Origin of the sequence: Bowmanella dokdonensis (genome assembly GCF_017254865.1) — a bacterium.
In the GTDB taxonomy this organism is placed as follows: Bacteria; Pseudomonadota; Gammaproteobacteria; order Enterobacterales; family Alteromonadaceae; genus Bowmanella; species Bowmanella dokdonensis.
In genome coordinates this window covers 1-18,540 of the sequence record NZ_JAFKCV010000012.1, presented here as the reverse complement: position 1 = coordinate 18,540, position 18,540 = coordinate 1, and the positions used below count along the sequence as shown (strand labels likewise).

The following is an 18,540-nucleotide window of genomic DNA, read 5'->3' as shown; positions in this document are numbered from 1 at the left end:
TTCCGCTGGCAGCCGTTCTGCCACCAGGGCCTGCAAACTCCGTTTTCAATCAGGGGCCGTTATGAACCAACTGGATCTGGCCAAGCCGCTTGCAGGCTTTATCCGTTTCAGGCAACTGGAGGTTAACGAGACCGGCAAGGACTACTTTGTCGGTGACCTCTGTGGCCAGTTTCATCTGTTGCAAAAAGCCCTCCGCAAAGCCCAATTCAATATCAGGCACGACCGGCTCTTCACCACCGGCAATTTCATCGACTACGGCAACGACAGCGCCCAACTGCTGGATCTGCTGGCTGAGCCCTGGTTTTATTCGGTGTTAGGGATCCATGAATTGCTGATGCTGGATGCCCTGGAGTCAGGTCACTACCTTCACTGGTACGTGCAGGGCGGCCACTGGGCTTTCGATCAGGACATTCGCCTCAAAGTCGATTTGGCACCTGCCGTTAACGCCGTGCTTAAACTGCCCCTTGCCTATCTGATCCCACAGAAAAAGCACCGGGTCATTGGTCTGGTGTCGCGAATGCCGCTGGAGGATTTTAGTGCGGAGGGCTTTGCCATGGCAGGCACCGGACAATTGTTCGACTGCCTGAGCTCAGATAGGGCGCCGAGGCAGAAAGCCCAGATATATCCGCAAGCCGATTGTATTGTGGTGGGCGGGGTTGCCGCAAAGAAATGCTGGGCCAGGGGCAATGTGGTGGGCATCAACCAGGGCGGACAGTATCGGCCAAAACTGGGCAGTCTGACGATAATAAAACGGAAGAAGCTGATGAAACTGACAGAGAAACAACCCGCCTTCATACCGTTACAGACAGAAGGTTAAACAAGACCCGTAATGTACTTCACACCACGACATCATAGGGGCAGAACATTGTCATGACGCCTGGTCAGGGCTTGGAAAGACGCAGGTACTGCTAAGACTGGCGATGGCCTTTATGCCCTGCAACCAGCATACCTGTCAGGCGTAACAGCCCAAGCAATACATCCAGTAGCACCATAACAATCAGTCCCACGACCAGGCCCCAGCCGATGGCAGCCAGATCCAGCGGCACCTGATAGTCATACTGCCGACGTACTTCATTGAACAGCGGCTTGTCCGGCCGGATAAGGCTGTGCCATGCCCTTTGCAGGGGATTGCCTGATAGTTTATCCAGCCTCTGCTCAAGATAGCTTACCCGCTCGGCCAACGCCTGGATATTGCTGCCCCCCGCCCTGACGGCCATATCGGCATTCTGCTGGTAACGTGCGATCAAGGCTTGCAGGCTACCACCAGTATGGATCTGCGCATCCCGCACAAAAGGCGCAAGGCTCAACCGGGCCTCAGCCAGGTGCGCCTGCAGGGCATTCTCGTATTGCTGCACAAATCCAGGAAGCTGGACGCCGACAAGCACCGCCGCCATAAACAGCAGCAGGCGCAGGTAGTCGGCACATTTGCCTGCCAGACTGGACAGCATGGCTTACAGGCTCAGCCGGGTGACGGCCAGGCCCAGACCGATACCGGCGCTGACCAGCAGCATCAAAAAAGTCAGGATCATGCCGGTGACTCTCAACTTAAGATTTCTGGCCGGAATCGAATAGGCATGGATCAGCCTGCCCGCCAGCAACAGCAAGCCAAGTCCATGCAACAGGCTATCGCCAATATTCACTGACTCCAGCATCAGCATCAATACCAGGGCCAGGGGAATATACTCCAGGGTATTGCCATGGGCACGGATAGCCAGTTGCAGCTCCTGATTACCGCCATCGCCGATGGCCACCCGATGACGGTTGCGCAGCACTATGACCCTGGCTGACAGTGCCACCACCAGCAGCGTCAGCAAACCCGCGTAAAACAAGGTTACCATCTGTATTTCTCCCATTTTTTTAATATTAGTTATCCTAGCGCTTTGTAGGTCTTTAAAAAAACACAATTTTTTACATTCCCGATTTAAACCATTTGTTCTGTCGTCTCGACTTACCCAGTGATTGTTTCTCAGTAATTTCAGGAAGACGGAATGAAAATCGCCGATACCAGCGGCCAGGACGTGGTTCTGGCCCCAAGTAAGAATCGCAAGAAATATTTGTTTGTCGCCATCGCGCTGGCCGTTGGGGCCGCCGGCCTCAGTACGCTGGCCCCGGCCATCAGTAACTGGTCCAGCGCCGAAATATCGGTGCCCTTGCAACGCCTGCGCCTGGCCCAGGTTACACAGGGTGATTTTGTCCGCGATCTGTCGGTGCAGGGTCAGGTAGTGGCCGCCGTCAGCCCAAGACTCTACAGTCCGGCCCAGGGCACCATTACCTTCGAAGTGGATGCCGGCGACGAGGTCAGCGTCGGACAGGTGCTGGCCAGCATCGACAGTCCCGAACTGACCAATGAACTGGAGCAGGAAGAGTCCAGTCTGCAGAAGCTCATTATGGAGCTGGATCGTCAGCGTATTCAGGCCAAGATCCAACAGTTGGAGAACCAGAAAGCGGTGGATATGGCCAAAGTCGCCCTGACCGCCGCCGACCGTGAAAAACGCCGCGCCGACAAGGCCTATGAAACCAACACCATCAGCCAGATTGACTATGAGAAGGCCCAGGATGAGCTGGAAAACGCCAGACTGGTCTATCAGCATGCGGTGCAGGACGGCAATCTGGACCTCGAAAGGCTGGAATTCGAAATTCAAAGCAGCCAATTGCAGGTGGATCGCCAGACCCTGCTGGTCAGCGAGCTAAAGCGCCAGGTGGATGAGCTGTCCCTGCGCTCCCCTGTTAACGGCATAGTGGGCAATCTGGCGGTGCAGCAGAAAAACCAGGTAGCCAGAAACCAGGCCATTCTCAGTGTGGTGGACCTGACCCAGTTCGAACTGGAGGTGGCCATCCCAGAAAGCTACGCCGACGATCTGGCCATCGGCATGGATGCACAAGTCAACTTCAATGGTGAAACGCACCAGGCCACGCTGGTCACTATCTCCCCTGAGATTGAGAACAATCAGGTGACCGGACGGGTGCGTTTCGCCTCCTCTACCCCCCAGGGTCTGCGCCAGAATCAGCGCCTGACCACCCGCATCCTGATGGAAAACAAGGCCAACGTGATGATGGTCCAGCGCGGCCAGTTCCTGGAAAGCGGCAACGGCCGCATCGCCTATGTGGTCAGTGATGGCATGGCCAGGCGCCAGACCATCGAAACAGGCGCCAGAAGCCTGTCCAGCGTTGAAGTCCTGGCCGGTCTTAAGCCCGGAGATACCATCATAGTGTCAGGCACGGATCAGTTCGACGGGGCGGAACTGGTACAGATCACTAACTGAACAGTAACGAGTAACAAGTAACGGATGATGAGTAAGCCGAATCAATAACATGACGACATCAGTATCGAACATCCGTCACCGGTAACTACTAACAAGGGATAACATAATGTTAAAAATGAATAATGTGACCAAGGTATTTCGCACCGATCTGGTGGAAACCCATGCCCTTCGCGACTTCAACCTGCATGTGCAGGAGGGGGACTTTGTCGCCGTGACCGGGCCGTCCGGTTCGGGTAAGACCACCTTCTTGAACATCGCCGGTCTGCTTGAGACCTTCAATGGAGGTCAATACCACCTGGATGGCCTGGATGTGAGCAACCTCAGTGACAAGGAGCGCAGCCGCATCCGTAACGAGAAGATAGGCTTTATCTTTCAGGGGTTTAACCTGATACCGGATTTGAACCTGTTCGACAACGTGGATGTTCCCCTGCGCTACCGGGGGTTCAGGTCGGCTGAACGTAAGCGGCGGATCGAGCAGAGCCTGGAAATGGTGGGCCTGGCCAGCCGTATGAAACATCTGCCATCACAGCTTTCCGGCGGTCAGCAGCAACGGGTGGCCATCGCCCGGGCCCTGGCCGGCGAGCCACGTTTTCTGCTGGCGGATGAGCCTACGGGCAATCTGGACAGCAAAATGGCCCACAGCGTGATGGATCTGCTTAAAGACATTAATGCCCGGGGCACCACCATCGTTATGGTTACCCACGATCCGTTACTGGCCAAACAGGCCAGACGTAACATCTTCGTCAGGGACGGCAAGGTCAGTGAGTTGCATGAAGTCTCCGCTTTTGCCGAAGACGAGACTGCGGCATCCAAAGTGGCCAACAGCAAGCAATAAGGAGCCCCCTATGTTCAGCTACTATCTGCGACTGGCGCTGCTTAGCATCAAGCGCAATCCCATTCTGAGCAGTCTGATGGTGGCCGCCATTGCCCTGGGCATTGGTGCCAGCATGACCACTATTACCGTCAACTATCTGATGTCGGCCGATCCCATTCCACATAAGAGCGATGAGCTCTTTTACGTGCAAGTGGACAGTTGGGATCCCAACGACCCCTACGATGAACCCAATGAACCACCGGATCAGTTGACCTGGACCGATGCCAACAACCTGATGAATGCCCGTAAGGCGACCAGACAGGTCGCTATGGCCAGCTCCGGCGCGGTAATAGAGCCCCATGGGCAGGACTCCAAGCCTTTTAATGCCGGCATTCGTCTGACCTTTGCTGATTTTTTCCCCATGTTCGATGTGCCGTTTCTGTATGGCAGCGGTTGGAGTGAGAGTCAGGATCTGGCCCGCGAACAGATAGTGGTGCTGAGCCGGGAAACCAACGAACGGGTGTTCGGCGGCGAGAACTCGGTAGGTCGCAGCATCCGTATCGGCGGCAACCAGTTTACTGTGGTCGGGGTCCTCAATCACTGGCAGCCGGTGCCCAAGTTCTATGATGTCACCACCGGCGCCTTTAACGAGACTGAAGACCTGTTTATGCCCTTTTTGCTTAAAGAAGAACTGGAGTTGCCCAACGGCGGCAATACCAACTGCTGGAAAAGCCCGGAAGGTGACAGCTTCAAGGCCTTCTTACAGTCCGAATGCGTCAACTACCAGATGTGGGTGGAATTACCCACTGAGCGGGACAAACAAGACTACCTGGCGTTTTTGAACAGCTATGCCGATGATCAGAAAGCCCTGGGCCGCTTTCCCCGACCACTCAACAACCGCTTGTCCAACGTAATGCAGTGGATGGAGATTCAGGAAGTGGTGGCCGACGATGCCCGCATTATGCTGTGGCTGAGCTTTATGTTCCTGCTGGTTTGCCTGCTTAACACCATCGGCCTGTTATTGTCCAAATTCAGCGGCAAGGCGGCGGAGATAGGATTGCGCCGCGCCGTAGGTGCCTCCAAGGGGGATTTGTTCATGCAGCACCTGGTGGAAACGGCCTGCATCGGAATTGCCGGCGGCATCGCCGGGCTGGGACTGGCCATGCTCGGACTGCTCGGCATCGGCAGCCTGTACGGGGACTTTGCCGAGAATCTCACGTCACTGGATCTGACCATGGTGGCCGTGGCTCTGCTGCTGGCATTGGTGTCCAGTATTGCAGCCGGTCTATATCCCACCTGGCGGGCCTGCAATATCGCCCCTGCCAGCCAACTCAAGAGTCAATAAGGAGTCCCCATGTTCAATTCATCTTCATGGGAAGTGGGCCCCATTTTAAGAGCCCTGATGCGCAACAAGGTTGGTGCCCTGCTGATCGCCATCCAGATTGCGGTGACCATGTGCATCATTGTCAACGCCATCCACATCATCCTGGAACGTCAGGAACTGATGGCCAGAGACAGTGGCATAGACGAAGCCAACAGCTTCCACCTGATCAGCACCGGCTTTGCCAACGACTTTAACGAGCAGGTGACGATAGAAACGGATCTTAATACTATCCGTGCCCTGCCCGGCGTCATCGACGCCGTTCAGATCAACGCCATACCCATCAGTGGCGGAGGCTGGTCCATGGGTTTGCAAACTCAGCCCGGCGCCGAATTTGACGGGGTGGGCACGGCGGTGTACATGGTCGATGAACACGTGCTGGAGGCGCTGGATCTGGAACTCATCGCCGGTGAAGCCTTCAAACCCACCCATGTCCGCTGGCGTGAACGGGCCCAGACCAACTGGCCTGATCAGACGATTATCACCAAAGCCATGGCCGAAAGTTTGTTCCCGGAGGAACCCTGGCAGCAGGTGGTCGGCAAGACGGTGTATATCAACGACAACGAGCCGATACTGATAATGGGCATTATCGATAAGCTCCAGGCCCCCTGGGTAGGCTGGAACAATGTCGAACATGCCATGCTGTCGCCGGAGAAAACCCTGTTCAGTTCCTCCCGGTATCTGGTGCGTACCGAACCGGGCAGGAGGGACGAGCTGATGCCCAAGGTGGAGGAGATCCTTGCCGAGAGCAACAAAGGCCGCATCATAAGGGACGTGACCAGCATGATGGACACCCGTGAACGAAGCTACCGCCGCCACGGCGCCATGATCAAGATCCTCACCACCGTAATGGTCATCCTGACGGTTGTCACTGCACTGGGTATCGTTGGCCTGGCCAGTTTCAGCGTCAATCGCCGTCGCAAGCAAATCGGCACACGCAGGGCGCTGGGTGCCAGCCAGAGCGCGATTCTGCGCTACTTTATGCTGGAAAATTTCTTAATCAGCACCGTGGGCGTGGTGCTGGGCGCCGCTCTGACCATAGGACTGAATATCTACCTGGTGCAGGCCTTCAGTCTGGATCGTATCGACTGGTATTTTATTCCGCTGGGCATGTTGGTGCTGTGGATGGTCGGCCAACTGGCGGTGTTCGGGCCGGCCAAACGGGCGGCGGGAATCGCGCCGGCTATTGCAACCCGAACCGTCTGAGACCCGGCCTCACACCAGGGGTGATCGTTGATTTGCCCTTGTGGTAGACTCGGGGCGGCAGGTTTGAATCTGTCGCCCCGGCTTATTCTGAATGAGGCAGTATCAGATGGGAAATCAACGGCATGTTGGCTGGATTTGGTTGGAACTGGCCATTCTTGTCAGCCTGTTCGGCTTTGTCATTGGCCTGTTACCCGATACCCATATGGAAAGGGCTGACGCCACCTTCTGTAGTCCCAAGCTTTATGCCTCAGAAACCCCGCCGGGGCTGACTGATATACCGCCCTCTTCCCCCGCCCTGTCCGGCCCGGTGAAGCTGAGCAAACAACCCAAATCGCAGCAATTTGTCATTTCCCTGGCGGGCTGCCCGGATCCGGTACAGGTTATCTCACTGGATCTGTTCTGGTTTAAGCATCTGGCCCTCTATCCAATGGATGAAAGGGGATCGCCCGGCCCGGCACTGCCCAGGCATGGACGTCAGGCCAGCCGCGCCATCGCTTTTGCCCTGCCGGCCCAAACCACTTACCTGTTACTGGAAGCCCTGCCTGCGCAGGCTTCTGTGCTGCATGTTTCAGCCTGGTCCGAGACATCATTTTTGCAATCCACCCAGAATACCCGGCTGTATTACACCGGATTGTTTGCCGCTTTCCTGACCCTGACGCTGGTCAATACCCTGGTATTCCTGCGCAGTCGCGACCGCGACTACGCCCGCTACCTGCCGTTTTTATACAGTAACCTGCTGTTCCTGTTTCTCTCTGAAGGTGTCTATCGGCTTATCCCTGGTTGGTCCCTTGGGGTAGCCCACTGGTACCTGTGGACAGCGGCAGCCCTGACGGTGTTTTTTGCCAACCGCTTTATCATCAGGTTCTCCGGTATCGCCGCCTATTACCCTCGTATCAGCCGGTACCTCCTGCGCTATCCGGCCTGGCTGGCCCTGGCCAGCGTGCCGTTGACCCTGCTGCATCAAAGCCTGGGCTCTGGGATATTACAACTGACCTCATTATGGCTTTCCGTTGCCACCATGGGCGCCTTGGGCATGATGCTGTTCAACCGGCGTGGCGGCTATCCAGCCGAGTATTTGTTCACTGCCTGGGCCAGTGTCTGTCTGGCCGTGGGGATCAGGGTGCTGTATGGCCTGGGGCTGGTGGAACTCAATGCCCTGGTCATCTACGGGGTCGCTATCGCGTCTTTGTTCGAAACCCTGCTGCTGTCGATGGCGCTGGGCTATAAGATGGTGGAGTTGAAAAACCGGGAGCTGGATCAATACAAGCGGGCCACCACCGATGAACTGACGCAACTGCCCAATCGGCGGGCTCTTAAGGAGATTGGCCAGACATTATTCAACGAGTGCCGGGACAAAGATTCCCGACTGGTGGTTGCCCTGATCGATCTTGATCACTTCAAACGCATCAATGATACCCATGGCCATGCCATAGGCGATGCAGTGTTGCAGATAGTCGGACGCAAGCTCAAAGGGGCACTGAGGCAGCAGGATCTACTGGGCCGCTACGGAGGAGAAGAATTCCTTTGTCTGATGCCCGCCACCGAACAGTCCGCCGCGGAGTATGTGATGACCCGGCTTATTCAAAATCTGGGCAGTGAACCCATCAGTGTGGACAAAATACCTGTCAGGGTGACATTCAGTGTCGGGATCACCAGTGTGCTAAGTACTGATCATCACCTCGACGATGCCATAGGCAGAGCGGACAAGGCCCTCTATGAGGCCAAACACCAAGGTCGGGCCAGGGTAGCCGTGCTGGCCTGACAGCTTCAGGCATAGGGGTTATTCAACGGTATCAGGCCAGACAGCTTTTACGCTTTCAAGCCGGCGAAAATCATCCTGGTCAGTGTTAACGGTACTGGACGAAGAGTCCTGTCCCCTTCCCGTCCGGTTAAATCTCCAGCAGATCTTTATCCGGCCACACTGGCACTGGCCGGCCCACCGGGATGCTCCTGATGGTGAAAAGCTCCCCACTGATAGTGCTGATGACGTACCAACCAATAAGGCAAGAAAGGTGGGGAGGCTGATTCAGGACAGCCTGTGCGGGACTGTTCTGGCCAGCCTCCCCTTATTGCAGAGCAGAATCTGGTCCTGAGAGGGCATCTAGAACATTTTCGGCTCTGGCAATTCATTAACCGGCTTAACTTTTCGCCGACATCCTTGTTGACAAAAATCTGCAGGCCCTTTAACTTTGCTCATGTTACTTTTTATCATATTAAACTTCTTTATATGGTAATTATTAACATTACTGGAGTTAGTGATGCAATGGTTATTTTCTGACAGGGACGATTATGCCGTTTGTTCCGTGCTGAAGGACGATGCAGTGTGATGGATACAACAAGGTTCCTGACCCCACAGGCCGCCCGACAGCAAAAAGGTCTGGGTGAGTTAGACAGCCTGGTCCAATGCGGCTGGGATTTGCTCGGTGAAGAAGTTGCCCTGCCCGTTGCCCTGTTGAGTCGTAGTGCCTTGCAGAATAATCTGCGCTGGATGCGGGATTTCAGTCTGGCCAGTGACGTCAGTTTGGCGCCGCACGGCAAGACCAGCATGTCACCTGAGCTTTTTCAAATGCAACTGGAGGCCGGTTGTTGGGGATTGAGCCTGGCCACAGCCCAGCAACTGGTGGCGGCCAGCCAAAGCGGCGTCAGTCGGGTGATGTTGGCCAATCAGTTGGTGGGTAAAAGGAATATGCAACTGGTAGCTGATCAGATTAGGGAGGGGTTGGAATGCTATTGTTTCGTCGATTGCCTGGACAATCTGAAGACCCTGGACGGATTTTTCACCCATCAGGGTCTGTCAATGAATGTGTTGGTGGAGATTGGCGTACCGGGTGGACGTTGTGGGGTGCGCCGGGCCGACCAGGCCAACACCCTGTGCCGGGCAATAGGTCAGTTTCCCTCCCTCAAGCTTCGAGGTCTGGCATTTTATGAAGGGGTCATTCACGGCGACCCGGCAGAACAGCAGATTGCAGGCTTTGTAGAACAGAATCGTCAGTTATTGTTGGAGCTGCTGGAGCAGGACTATTTCGCCCCTGGTGAGGTACTGATCAGTGGCGCCGGCTCGGCGTGGTACGACCTGGTCGTCCGGCATCTCGATCCTGCGACCCTGCCCGGACGGATCCGGGTATTGCTGCGACCCGGCTGTTACCTGATCCACGACACGGGTATCTATGCAGAAGCCCAGCAACAGGTAAGACAACGCAGTACCCTTGCCTGCGATATCCAGGGTGATCTCATCAGTAGCCTGACCCTTTGGGCGTATGTACAGTCTGTCCCCGAGCCCGGTATGGCCGTTATCGGCATGGGTAAACGGGATGTCGCCTTTGACGCCGGTCTGCCCGCTCCTGTCCTGCATCATCGCCCGGGTAGGGCTGCCCCCGTACCGGCACAGCCAGGCTGGCGGCTGGTCAGGATCATGGATCAGCACGCGATGCTGGAATGCGGGGCTGAGGCAGATTTACAGGTGGGTGATATGCTGAGCTTTTCTACTTCACATCCCTGTTTAACCATGGATAAATGGCGTTACCTGGGTATTGTCGATGACGATTTTCGTATTCGGCAACTGATACAAACCTACTTTTAATGCCTTATAAGGGGATGACCTTGGACATAGTGTCTCGCATCAACAGCCGACTGTCACACCTGCGCCCTTCCGAGCAGAAGGTCGCCAAATTCATTCTCAGCGATTTGAGTTTTGCGGCCAGCGCGTCCATCAATGAAATTTCTGATAGGGCCGGGGTCAGCCATGCCAGCATCACCAGGCTGGCCAGGGCACTGGCATGCAAGAATGTGCGGGAGCTGAAGATGCTCCTTGCCCAGTCAGCGGCGGTTGGCGAGCGCTTCATCTCAAACAAGCCGGTCAAGAAAAAAGATATCCCGGCCATTTATCAGGCTATACATGAAATCCTGGATCTGAACACCGGTCTGATTTCGGATGAAGCGGTACAGAAAGCCAGCCTGTTGGCGACTCAGGCAGGACATGTTCTGATCTTCGGCGTCGGCGGCGGCAGTACCGTAATGGCCCAGGAGTGTCACCACAGGCTGTTCCGCCTGGAGGTGAAAAGTAACCCTTATTCGGATCCTATGTTGATGAGGATGACAGCGTCTACCGTCAACAAGAACGACGTGGTCATCTGCCTGTCACTGAGCGGGGTCAGCCCGGACGTCAAGGCCTCAGCCCTGATCGCGAAAGAATATGGCGCCCATGTGATTGCCATCTGTCCCAGGGGGGAACTGGCGACTATAGCCGACGTCCATCTGCCCATTACGACTCAGGAAGCAGACTACATTTTCAAACCCAGTGCCTCACGCTATGTGATGCTGGCAGCCATCGACATCCTGGCCAGTGAAATCGCGGTCAGAAACCAACGCAAGTCACGTGAGAAGTTGCGGCGACTTAAGCATCACCTGGACGAGCACCGCAAGGGTTCAGACCGGTTACCTCTCGGAGACTAGTTTGTCAGAGCAAGCCACTACGGATTTAGTGATCACCAATGCCACTCTCTATGACGGCTCCGGTCAACCCGCCACCTGCCAGGATCTGGCTATTCAGGGGGATAAGATTCAGGCTATCGGCCAACTGAAGCATCTGCGCCCAACCCAGACGCTGGATGCCGCTGGCCTGGCGCTGGCCCCCGGGTTTATTGATGTCCATACCCATGATGATATCGAGGTGATCCGCCATCCGCAGATGCTGAACAAACTCAGTCAGGGTGTAACCACAGTGATAGTGGGTAATTGCGGCATCAGCGCCAGCCCGGTGGCGGTGCAGCAACAGTTGCCCGATCCGCTTAACCTGCTGGGCAAGGCCGGTGAGTTTCGCTTCCCGAGCCTGAGGGATTACATACAGGCAGTGGAACAGGCCCGGCCTGCTGTCAATGTGGCGGCGCTGGTCGGACACACCGCACTGCGCGCTCAGTTTATGGACCGCCTGGACAGGGCGGCCACAGCAGAAGAAATCCAACAGATGGCCGCGCTGCTGCAGGCGGCGCTTGCGGAGGGGGCCAAGGGCCTGAGTACCGGTCTGGCATACCACAGCGCGGTGCATGCTCCTGCTGAAGAAGTAGAAGCGCTCGCGGCCTTACTGCCCGATTTCCAGGCCCTGTACACCACTCATCTTCGCACTGAATTCGACGGCATCCTGGGTGCCCTGGATGAAGCCTTTGCGGTGGGGAAAAGACATAACGTCCGGGTAGTGATTTCGCATCTCAAATGCGCCGGCAAGGCGAACTGGGGACGCTCCAAAGAAGTGCTCGCCCATGTAGAGAAAGCCCGGAAGCACCAGCACATAGGTTGTGATTGCTACCCCTATCATGCCAGTTCCAGCACCCTGGATCTGGCTCAGGTCACCGATGACTTCGATATTATGATTACCTGGTCTGAGACCTGTCCAGAGATGGCCGGCATGACCCTGGCCCAGATTGCAGCGACCTGGCAGACCAGTCTGCGGGAAGCGGCCATCCGCCTGCAGCCGGCAGGGGCCGTTTACCATGGTATGGATGAATCGGATGTGCAGACTATCCTGTCCTTTCCCCACAGCATGGTCGGCTCTGATGGCCTGCCCTGCGATCCCAGCCCACATCCCCGGCTTTGGGGCACCTTTCCCCGTGTACTGGGACACTACGTCCGTGACCGGCGGTTGATGCCCCTGAATCTTGCCATCCACAAGATGACTGGTCTGTCGGCCCACGAATTTGCCCTGTCTGGCCGGGGCCTGCTCAAACCGGGCTACCAGGCCGATCTGGTGCTGTTTGATCCCAAACAAGTAGGTGACAAAGCCACGTTTATCGACCCCAAGCAACTCAGTGAAGGCATTCACCGGGTATGGGTAAACGGCCAACTCAGTTATCTGAACGATCAACAACAAGCCCAATTGACGGCCAATCGGGCCGGACGCTTTTTAAGACATCAAAGGAGACCGGCATGAGTATCAGACGCATAGGAGCAGCAGGCAATCAGGGCACTGGCGGACAACCCCTGCCCTTTTCCCGGGCCGTGGAAGCTGGTGGCTGGCTGAAGGTTTCGGGCCAGACACCCATGCGTGACGGCGAGATCGTGGAAGGGGGTATTGTTGAACAATCCAGGCTTGCCATAGAAAATTGCCTTGCCATCATGGAGGAGGCCGGTTACGGCCTGGAAGATGTCGTGCATGTTTCGGTTATTCTTACCGATGCCCGTTATTTCACCTCATTTAACCGGGTATTCAGTGAATTTTTCGCCGGGCATCCGCCTGCGCGTATCTGTGCCGTGGCTGACCTGGTGGTGGATTGCAAGGTCGAGGTGGATATCACCTGCTACAAGGCGCCGTGACATATCATGCAGTTAACCTATCTCCTGATTCTCAGCTTCTACCTGTTGTTTATGATCGGCCTGAGCTGGCTGGTATCAAAACGCAATCAGGGGGGCGAGGATTTTCTGCTCGGGGGGCGCCGCCTGCCTTTACTGCTGACCCTGGGCACTACGGTCGCTACCATGGTCGGCACAGGTTCGTCCATGGGGGCAGTGGGTTTTGCCTACCACAACGGCTGGGCAGGCACCCTGTATGGCGTGGGCGGGGCCATAGGGATATTGTTGCTGGCCTGGTGGTTTGCACCAATGCGCAATCTCCGCTTTATGACCATGAGCGAAGAGCTGAGTTATTATGTGGGTGCCCACCCCCTGATTAAGAACCTGATTGCCCTGATTATCTTCGTCGCCAGCATCGGCTGGCTGGGCGCGCATATCATCGGCGGCGGCATGTATCTGTCCTGGCTGACGGACCTGGACCTGCAATGGGCCAAAGTGTTAATCGCCATCAGCTTTGCGCTCTATGTGGCTATCGGTGGCTATACCGCCGTGGTCTGGACTGATACCTTACAGGCGCTGATCCTGTTTGTCGGCTTTCTCCTGATGGCTGTATTTTCAGTGATGGCGGTGGGCGGATGGGAAAGCATGATGGCCGCCCAGCCGGCTGCCAACTTGTCCTGGTTCGCCATCGACAAAATTGGCCCGTTGCCGGCTCTGTCACTGTCAGTGGCCATTCTGGTCGGCATCCTGGCCACTCCTTCTTTTCGCCAGCGCATTTACTCAGGCAAGGATGTGACATCCATTCGCCGTTCATTTGTCTGCTCAGGCCTGCTCTACCTGTTATTTTCCTGCATCCCGGCGGTTATCGGCATGGCGGCCTATGCCCATAACAGCAATCTGGATAATGCCTCATTCGCCTTTCCCCATTTAGCCCTTAACGTGATGCCCTTGATACTGGGTCTGATGATTGTTGTTGCCGGCGTATCCGCTACCCTGTCCAGTGCCAGCTCTGATGCCATCGCCGCGGTCAGCGTGGTATTACGGGACCTATACTGCCTGCTGTTTGACAAAATGCCCGCTCCTGGCAAGGTCGTCTTGTTATCCCGCTTCAGCCTGCTGCTGACCGTCATGCTGGCCCTGGTGTTTGCGCTGGGTTCCGACGACATCATCGCCTATATCACTAAAATGATAGCCATATTGATGACCGGCATGTGCATATGCGGACTCATGGGCCGTTTCTGGCCCAGGTACAACTGGCAGGGTGCCCTGGCCAGCCTGATTGGCGGAATGCTCACTGCATTGCTGGTAAGCCTTAACCAGGATTGGAATCAATGGTTTGGCAATCCCATCCTGCCTTCCCTGCTCATGTCGTTTATGGCAGGTTGGCTGGTCAGCCTGCTGACCCCGGCTAACCGGGTGACGGCGGCACAGGCCCTGGCCATACTGGACAGCCAACGCGCCGAGATGGAGCAGCAACCAGTCACCCTGGGGCTTACCGAGGCGAAAAGTACCGCTGACCTGCAGCCCAAAGGAAACCAATGAAAACCATCACAGTCCTGGACGAAGGTATAAGCGAAACCAGCCCACCCCATACTTGTGGCTCTGCCGGCCAGGGCAGCACCTTGGCTGACCGGATTATTCACCACCATCCCTTTATGCCACGCCAGGCCCTGGCAGACTTCATCCCCGGATAAGGAGGATCTATGCGGGTATGGATAACACTGACCCTGATACTGCTGACCGTACCGGTACAAGCCTGGTGCAATCCGATGCAAAGCACCCTGCCGTTGATGCCCATGCCCGCCAACGTGACAACCGGCCAGGGCTATTTTCAGATACCCGGAAACGGCCTGGTGATGCAACTCAGCGGGATGAGCGAAACCCGGCACAGCTACCTGCATGAACGCCTGGCTCCCTATCTGGCCACGACCGGCGGCCAACTTGGCGATCCCGTTCATCTTTATATCCAAAACTCAGGCACTACCACATCCGGGACTCCACCTGTAAGAATGGAGGAAAGCTATCGTTTACAAATCAATTCACATCGGATCGATCTCAGCGCCAGATCTGAAATGGGCGTACTTCGTGGTGTGGAAACCCTGGCCCAACTGCTGTTCAGCTACCCCGGGCAACTGCCGGTCATACGGATTGAAGATACGCCGCGCTTTGTGTGGCGGGGCCTGCTTATCGACAGCGTGAGGCACTTTATTCCGCTGGCAGATATCAAGCGCCAACTCGATGGTATGGCCAGCGCGAAACTGAACGTGTTCCACTGGCACCTGACCGACGATCAGGGTTGGCGGATAGAGTCGAGAGGTTATCCCAGACTTCATGAACTGGCATCAGATGGTCTTTACTACAGCCGTAAGGAAATAGCCGAACTGGTCGCTTATGCCAGTAAGCTGGGAATAAGGGTGATTCCCGAGTTTGACATTCCCGGCCATGCCAGCGCCATTGCCGTGGCCTATCCCGAGCTGATGGCCGCTGCCGGTCCCTATCAGATGGAGCGCCGGTGGGGTGTTTTCAAACCCCTGCTGGATCCCTCCAAGCCTGCCGTTTACGAATTCATTGAGAGCATAGTGGAAGAGTTGGCTGAACTGTTCCCAGATCCTTATGTGCATATAGGCGGTGATGAGGTGGATCCTGAGCATTGGAAGCAAAGTGCGTCGGTGCAGGCTTATATGCAAAAGCATGATCTGGCGGATATGGCCCAGCTTCATGCCCATTTTAACAGGCAGGTCCAAGGCATTCTGGCCCGTCATGGCAAGCTGATGATGGGCTGGGACGAAATCCTCCATCCCACACTCCCCAAGCAGACGGTGGTGCAATCCTGGCGGGGCCAGGATGACCTGGCCGACGCCGCCAGAAGCGGCTTTCAGGGAGTACTGTCAACCGGCTACTACGTGGATCAGCCACAATCCACTGCCTTTCACTACCGCAATGATCCCCTGCCCGCCCCCCAGGAGATCAATCCCGACTGCCAGGAGAACCACTGGCAACGATGGAAATTCAGTATCCCTCGCTTGAAGGGCAAGGCGGTGACAGGAGAACTCAGCCTCTGTCTGTCACCTGGGGAAGCAAGAGCAGTGGTAGCGTTTGAACAGAGGCGGCCCCGGCCTGTTCAGGAGTTGGAGATAAGAGCCAAACTGACAGGTTTCCAACTGGATACCTGGATGGGGCCAACCCGTTTCGACCTGCTGTTGGACAACCCGCAACAGCTTCAGGGGCGGGTACTGATAGGTAACGCCACCTATCCGATACAGGGTAGAAGGCTTGACGGACAAAGGACACAGCCCCAACCAGCCTTACCCCTGCCAGAACAGGCTTCCGGACTCGTGCTTGGCGGAGAAGCTACCCTGTGGAGTGAACTGATCGGTCCGCACAACCTTGATCTGCGCCTGTGGCCGCGACTTTATGCCATTGGGGAACGCTTGTGGTCCCCCGTCAGCCTGCAGGAAGAAGATAATATGTACCGTCGTCTGGACCGGATGTCTGACTATGGAGAGCACGTGGGATTGCAGCATCTCGCCCAGCAGCAAAAAGGCTTCGCCACCCTGCTGGATAACAGCCTGGATCCCAGGCCACTCATGGTGCTGGCCGAAGCCGTGGAACAGGCCCAGTACTATACCCGGCATCACATGAAGTTCCGGGCCCGAGCTTATCACCAGCAGGCGCCTCTGTTCCAGTACGTGGATTACTTACCTGCCCATAGTCTCACTCTGGTTAAGGCAAAGCGCTGGATCAGGCAACTGCCTGACCCACAGGCCCTGAAGAACTTGCGGGCCTTGTTTAAAAAGTGGCGGGATAATTTGCCCCATGTACGGGAAATGCTTGAACGCTTTCCCGATCTGGCTGCATTGCAACCCCTGGTAGAACAGCTGGATCAGCTGCTGGCGCTGAATCAGGATATATTGTCTCTGTGTACCCAGGCGTCTTCCCTTGGATCTGAGCCCTGGCCCGTACGCCGGCGACTTTGGCAACTGTCCGAAGTGATGGATAACGAAATGGTCCTTGGCGCCGCTATCGTCAGCGAAGCCTTGTTGGATCAATGCCTTTCCCGGTGAGCTATAAGGAGAGACTGGCGAAACTGACCAGAAACTGGTGAAGGAGACTGAATGCCAATGGGCATATTCACCCTTAAAACTCATATCCCATTGTTTTTATTTGATTTTTAATATTGGCAGAGTTTCTGCTTCACCCATGCTTTAATGATAAAAAAACCAAACGGGGAATGATAATGGACGGAATGGTATTTGTGCTGGTCATCATGTTTTGCTTTGTACTACCCATCGTTATGGCAGGCATTTGGACTGACCATAAAAAGAAGATGGCCCAACTGAGCACACAATTGGATAGTTCGGAAAAGCATCGCCTGGAACAGGAACTGGTGGGAGTAAAGAAACGTCTGGAAGTGCTTGAAGCCATTGTGACCGACAAGAAATATCAATTGAATGAAGAGTTTGCCGCCCTGAAACTGGTCGACAAATAAAACGCTTCCCGGTTCAGTCCTCGCTGTCGCTGGAGTATCGAACCAAAATGCTGAGCTTCATCACATAGAGTAAGGCGGCGATGGTAATACCGATGCTAAGGGTAGGTATCAGCAACTTGTACAGCTCACTTATCGCATTGGTCTGCAGCAGCACCCTGTCGCCCCACCTCGCCACTTGAGTGATGGCCAGTAATCCATAACTACTGAGAATAAAGAGGCTGACACTGCCAAGCCGCAGGCCATGGCTGCGGCACAGCCACAGCATTAACAACACAAACACCAGGTCAGTCATGGCGTACGTAAGGTACCAGGCATGATGAATCAGCGGCAGAATATGCTCATTCTGCCACAAAATCACCATACTGCGGTGCATCCACTGGTGGAGAATATCCATCAGGCAAACACCAAACAGGATCCACTGGAAGGCTGATCGCGTCCTGACCATCACTACATAAACAAATATCGCCAGGACATTAAAGCCTAGCGATATTTCATTCATTGCAAAGATCAGTTCCTGCACATTACAGCCTTATTTACGTATATCAGGTGGCTCGTCGCCACCGCCGTTACCGCCCTGAGTCTCAGTCATGCAGTAGAGGGGTAATATATCACAAATGAGAGATGTCTTAACCGGTTTCATTGGCGGTTCGTCGCCACCTCCGTTTCCACCGGCCATCACGGCGCCACTGGCAAACAAACCCACCATCACCATAGCTTTAGTCTTCTTGAAGTTCATGTCAATTACCTTTTCAGTCAGATAGTTAAGATCAGACAGCCGATAAAAAACCGACTTGCAGTCGGTCTCCCCTGCCTGAATGTTGAAAAATTCAACTCTGGCAATCTAACTTAGCCACTAAGAAGGAACAATCAGCAATGTGAAGAGGATTGATATTGGCAGGCGTGCAGAGGTATGTGGAAATAGCTTTAGGGGAGCGCGCCGGTCCAGGTCCGGCCCCGGACAATTTACTGAGAAAATAAGGCTCTTCATCATTAACGGGGGACATCAGCATTCATTAAACTGATTTTGCGAAGATCATTTAATGGAGATAAGCCGATGTCCCACGCAGGTGCCATTTTAGGCATAACTGAACTAGAAATCGAACGA

18 protein-coding genes are annotated in these 18,540 nt (G+C 55.3%); 14 read left to right on the top strand and 4 right to left on the bottom strand.

Features of this window, described 5'->3' with window-relative positions; genetic code table 11:
• The first annotated feature begins 61 nt into the window (after positions 1–61).
• A complete protein-coding gene (locus J0A66_RS17065) occupies positions 62–817 on the top strand; it encodes a metallophosphoesterase (RefSeq protein ID WP_206575060.1) in 756 nt (251 codons plus the stop codon).
• A gap of 91 nt (positions 818–908) precedes the next feature.
• Here the strand turns inward: J0A66_RS17065 and J0A66_RS17060 are convergent, their stop codons facing one another.
• A complete protein-coding gene (locus J0A66_RS17060) occupies positions 909–1,448 on the bottom strand; it encodes a DUF2937 family protein (protein ID WP_206575059.1) in 540 nt (179 codons plus the stop codon).
• A 3-nt stretch (positions 1,449–1,451) separates the two neighbouring features.
• Positions 1,452–1,838, bottom strand: coding sequence for an MAPEG family protein (locus J0A66_RS17055; RefSeq protein ID WP_206575058.1), 387 nt, complete (start codon positions 1,836–1,838; stop codon positions 1,452–1,454).
• 150 nt (positions 1,839–1,988) lie between these two features.
• On the opposite strand from J0A66_RS17055, the gene J0A66_RS17050 reads away from it, so the two are divergent.
• From J0A66_RS17050 to J0A66_RS16990, 13 genes are all read left to right on the top strand, one after another.
• Positions 1,989–3,263: an efflux RND transporter periplasmic adaptor subunit gene (locus tag J0A66_RS17050; protein ID WP_206575057.1), complete on the top strand. Its 1,275-nt coding sequence runs from the start codon at positions 1,989–1,991 to the stop codon at positions 3,261–3,263.
• A gap of 106 nt (positions 3,264–3,369) precedes the next feature.
• Positions 3,370–4,098: an ABC transporter ATP-binding protein gene (locus tag J0A66_RS17045; RefSeq protein WP_206575056.1), complete on the top strand. Its 729-nt coding sequence runs from the start codon at positions 3,370–3,372 to the stop codon at positions 4,096–4,098.
• A gap of 10 nt (positions 4,099–4,108) precedes the next feature.
• Entirely contained in the window at positions 4,109–5,422 is a 1,314-nt protein-coding gene (locus tag J0A66_RS17040) for an ABC transporter permease (protein ID WP_206575055.1), read from the top strand.
• Between the two features lie 9 nt (positions 5,423–5,431).
• Complete coding sequence (locus J0A66_RS17035; RefSeq protein WP_241264268.1) at positions 5,432–6,664, top strand: ABC transporter permease; 1,233 nt, start codon at positions 5,432–5,434, stop codon at positions 6,662–6,664.
• A 106-nt stretch (positions 6,665–6,770) separates the two neighbouring features.
• A complete protein-coding gene (locus J0A66_RS17030; protein WP_206575054.1) occupies positions 6,771–8,426 on the top strand; it encodes a sensor domain-containing diguanylate cyclase in 1,656 nt (551 codons plus the stop codon).
• A gap of 564 nt (positions 8,427–8,990) precedes the next feature.
• On the top strand, positions 8,991–10,244 hold the full coding sequence (locus J0A66_RS17025; RefSeq protein WP_206575053.1) for an amino acid deaminase: 1,254 nt from the start codon (positions 8,991–8,993) through the stop codon (positions 10,242–10,244).
• Between the two features lie 14 nt (positions 10,245–10,258).
• Positions 10,259–11,116, top strand: a complete 858-nt coding sequence (locus J0A66_RS17020) for a MurR/RpiR family transcriptional regulator (protein ID WP_439098878.1) — start codon at positions 10,259–10,261, stop codon at positions 11,114–11,116.
• A gap of 1 nt (position 11,117) precedes the next feature.
• Positions 11,118–12,587, top strand: a complete 1,470-nt coding sequence (locus J0A66_RS17015; protein ID WP_206575051.1) for an N-acyl-D-amino-acid deacylase family protein — start codon at positions 11,118–11,120, stop codon at positions 12,585–12,587.
• Positions 12,584–12,970, top strand: coding sequence for a RidA family protein (locus J0A66_RS17010; protein ID WP_206575050.1), 387 nt, complete (start codon positions 12,584–12,586; stop codon positions 12,968–12,970). The genes J0A66_RS17015 and J0A66_RS17010 overlap by 4 nt, the downstream gene beginning before the upstream one ends.
• 6 nt (positions 12,971–12,976) lie before the next feature.
• Entirely contained in the window at positions 12,977–14,488 is a 1,512-nt protein-coding gene (locus J0A66_RS17005) for a sodium:solute symporter family protein (RefSeq protein WP_206575049.1), read from the top strand.
• Positions 14,485–14,640, top strand: a complete 156-nt coding sequence (locus tag J0A66_RS17000; RefSeq protein WP_206575048.1) for a hypothetical protein — start codon at positions 14,485–14,487, stop codon at positions 14,638–14,640. Before J0A66_RS17005 ends, J0A66_RS17000 begins: the two co-directional genes overlap by 4 nt.
• 9 nt (positions 14,641–14,649) lie before the next feature.
• The gene (locus J0A66_RS16995) at positions 14,650–17,010 is read left to right on the top strand and encodes a family 20 glycosylhydrolase (RefSeq protein WP_206575047.1); all 2,361 of its coding nucleotides are present in this window, start codon (positions 14,650–14,652) and stop codon (positions 17,008–17,010) included.
• 173 nt (positions 17,011–17,183) lie between these two features.
• Entirely contained in the window at positions 17,184–17,435 is a 252-nt protein-coding gene (locus J0A66_RS16990; RefSeq protein ID WP_241264267.1) for a hypothetical protein, read from the top strand.
• A gap of 13 nt (positions 17,436–17,448) precedes the next feature.
• Here J0A66_RS16990 and J0A66_RS16985 read toward each other — a convergent pair whose 3' ends face one another.
• Complete coding sequence (locus J0A66_RS16985; RefSeq protein WP_206575046.1) at positions 17,449–17,934, bottom strand: hypothetical protein; 486 nt, start codon at positions 17,932–17,934, stop codon at positions 17,449–17,451.
• 30 nt (positions 17,935–17,964) lie between these two features.
• A complete protein-coding gene (locus J0A66_RS16980) occupies positions 17,965–18,171 on the bottom strand; it encodes a hypothetical protein (RefSeq protein WP_206575045.1) in 207 nt (68 codons plus the stop codon).
• Between the last annotated feature and the right edge of the window lie 369 nt (positions 18,172–18,540).

Coding starts and splice junctions, on each gene's coding strand:
- J0A66_RS17065 (WP_206575060.1), top strand. CDS start 62: ATGAACCAACTGGATCTGGCCAAGCCGCTTGCAGGCTTTATCCGTTTC.
- J0A66_RS17060 (WP_206575059.1), bottom strand. CDS start 1,448: ATGCTGTCCAGTCTGGCAGGCAAATGTGCCGACTACCTGCGCCTGCTG.
- J0A66_RS17055 (WP_206575058.1), bottom strand. CDS start 1,838: ATGGTAACCTTGTTTTACGCGGGTTTGCTGACGCTGCTGGTGGTGGCA.
- J0A66_RS17050 (WP_206575057.1), top strand. CDS start 1,989: ATGAAAATCGCCGATACCAGCGGCCAGGACGTGGTTCTGGCCCCAAGT.
- J0A66_RS17045 (WP_206575056.1), top strand. CDS start 3,370: ATGTTAAAAATGAATAATGTGACCAAGGTATTTCGCACCGATCTGGTG.
- J0A66_RS17040 (WP_206575055.1), top strand. CDS start 4,109: ATGTTCAGCTACTATCTGCGACTGGCGCTGCTTAGCATCAAGCGCAAT.
- J0A66_RS17035 (WP_241264268.1), top strand. CDS start 5,432: ATGTTCAATTCATCTTCATGGGAAGTGGGCCCCATTTTAAGAGCCCTG.
- J0A66_RS17030 (WP_206575054.1), top strand. CDS start 6,771: ATGGGAAATCAACGGCATGTTGGCTGGATTTGGTTGGAACTGGCCATT.
- J0A66_RS17025 (WP_206575053.1), top strand. CDS start 8,991: ATGGATACAACAAGGTTCCTGACCCCACAGGCCGCCCGACAGCAAAAA.
- J0A66_RS17020 (WP_439098878.1), top strand. CDS start 10,259: ATGACCTTGGACATAGTGTCTCGCATCAACAGCCGACTGTCACACCTG.
- J0A66_RS17010 (WP_206575050.1), top strand. CDS start 12,584: ATGAGTATCAGACGCATAGGAGCAGCAGGCAATCAGGGCACTGGCGGA.
- J0A66_RS17005 (WP_206575049.1), top strand. CDS start 12,977: ATGCAGTTAACCTATCTCCTGATTCTCAGCTTCTACCTGTTGTTTATG.
- J0A66_RS17000 (WP_206575048.1), top strand. CDS start 14,485: ATGAAAACCATCACAGTCCTGGACGAAGGTATAAGCGAAACCAGCCCA.
- J0A66_RS16995 (WP_206575047.1), top strand. CDS start 14,650: ATGCGGGTATGGATAACACTGACCCTGATACTGCTGACCGTACCGGTA.
- J0A66_RS16990 (WP_241264267.1), top strand. CDS start 17,184: ATGGACGGAATGGTATTTGTGCTGGTCATCATGTTTTGCTTTGTACTA.
- J0A66_RS16985 (WP_206575046.1), bottom strand. CDS start 17,934: ATGAATGAAATATCGCTAGGCTTTAATGTCCTGGCGATATTTGTTTAT.
- J0A66_RS16980 (WP_206575045.1), bottom strand. CDS start 18,171: ATGAACTTCAAGAAGACTAAAGCTATGGTGATGGTGGGTTTGTTTGCC.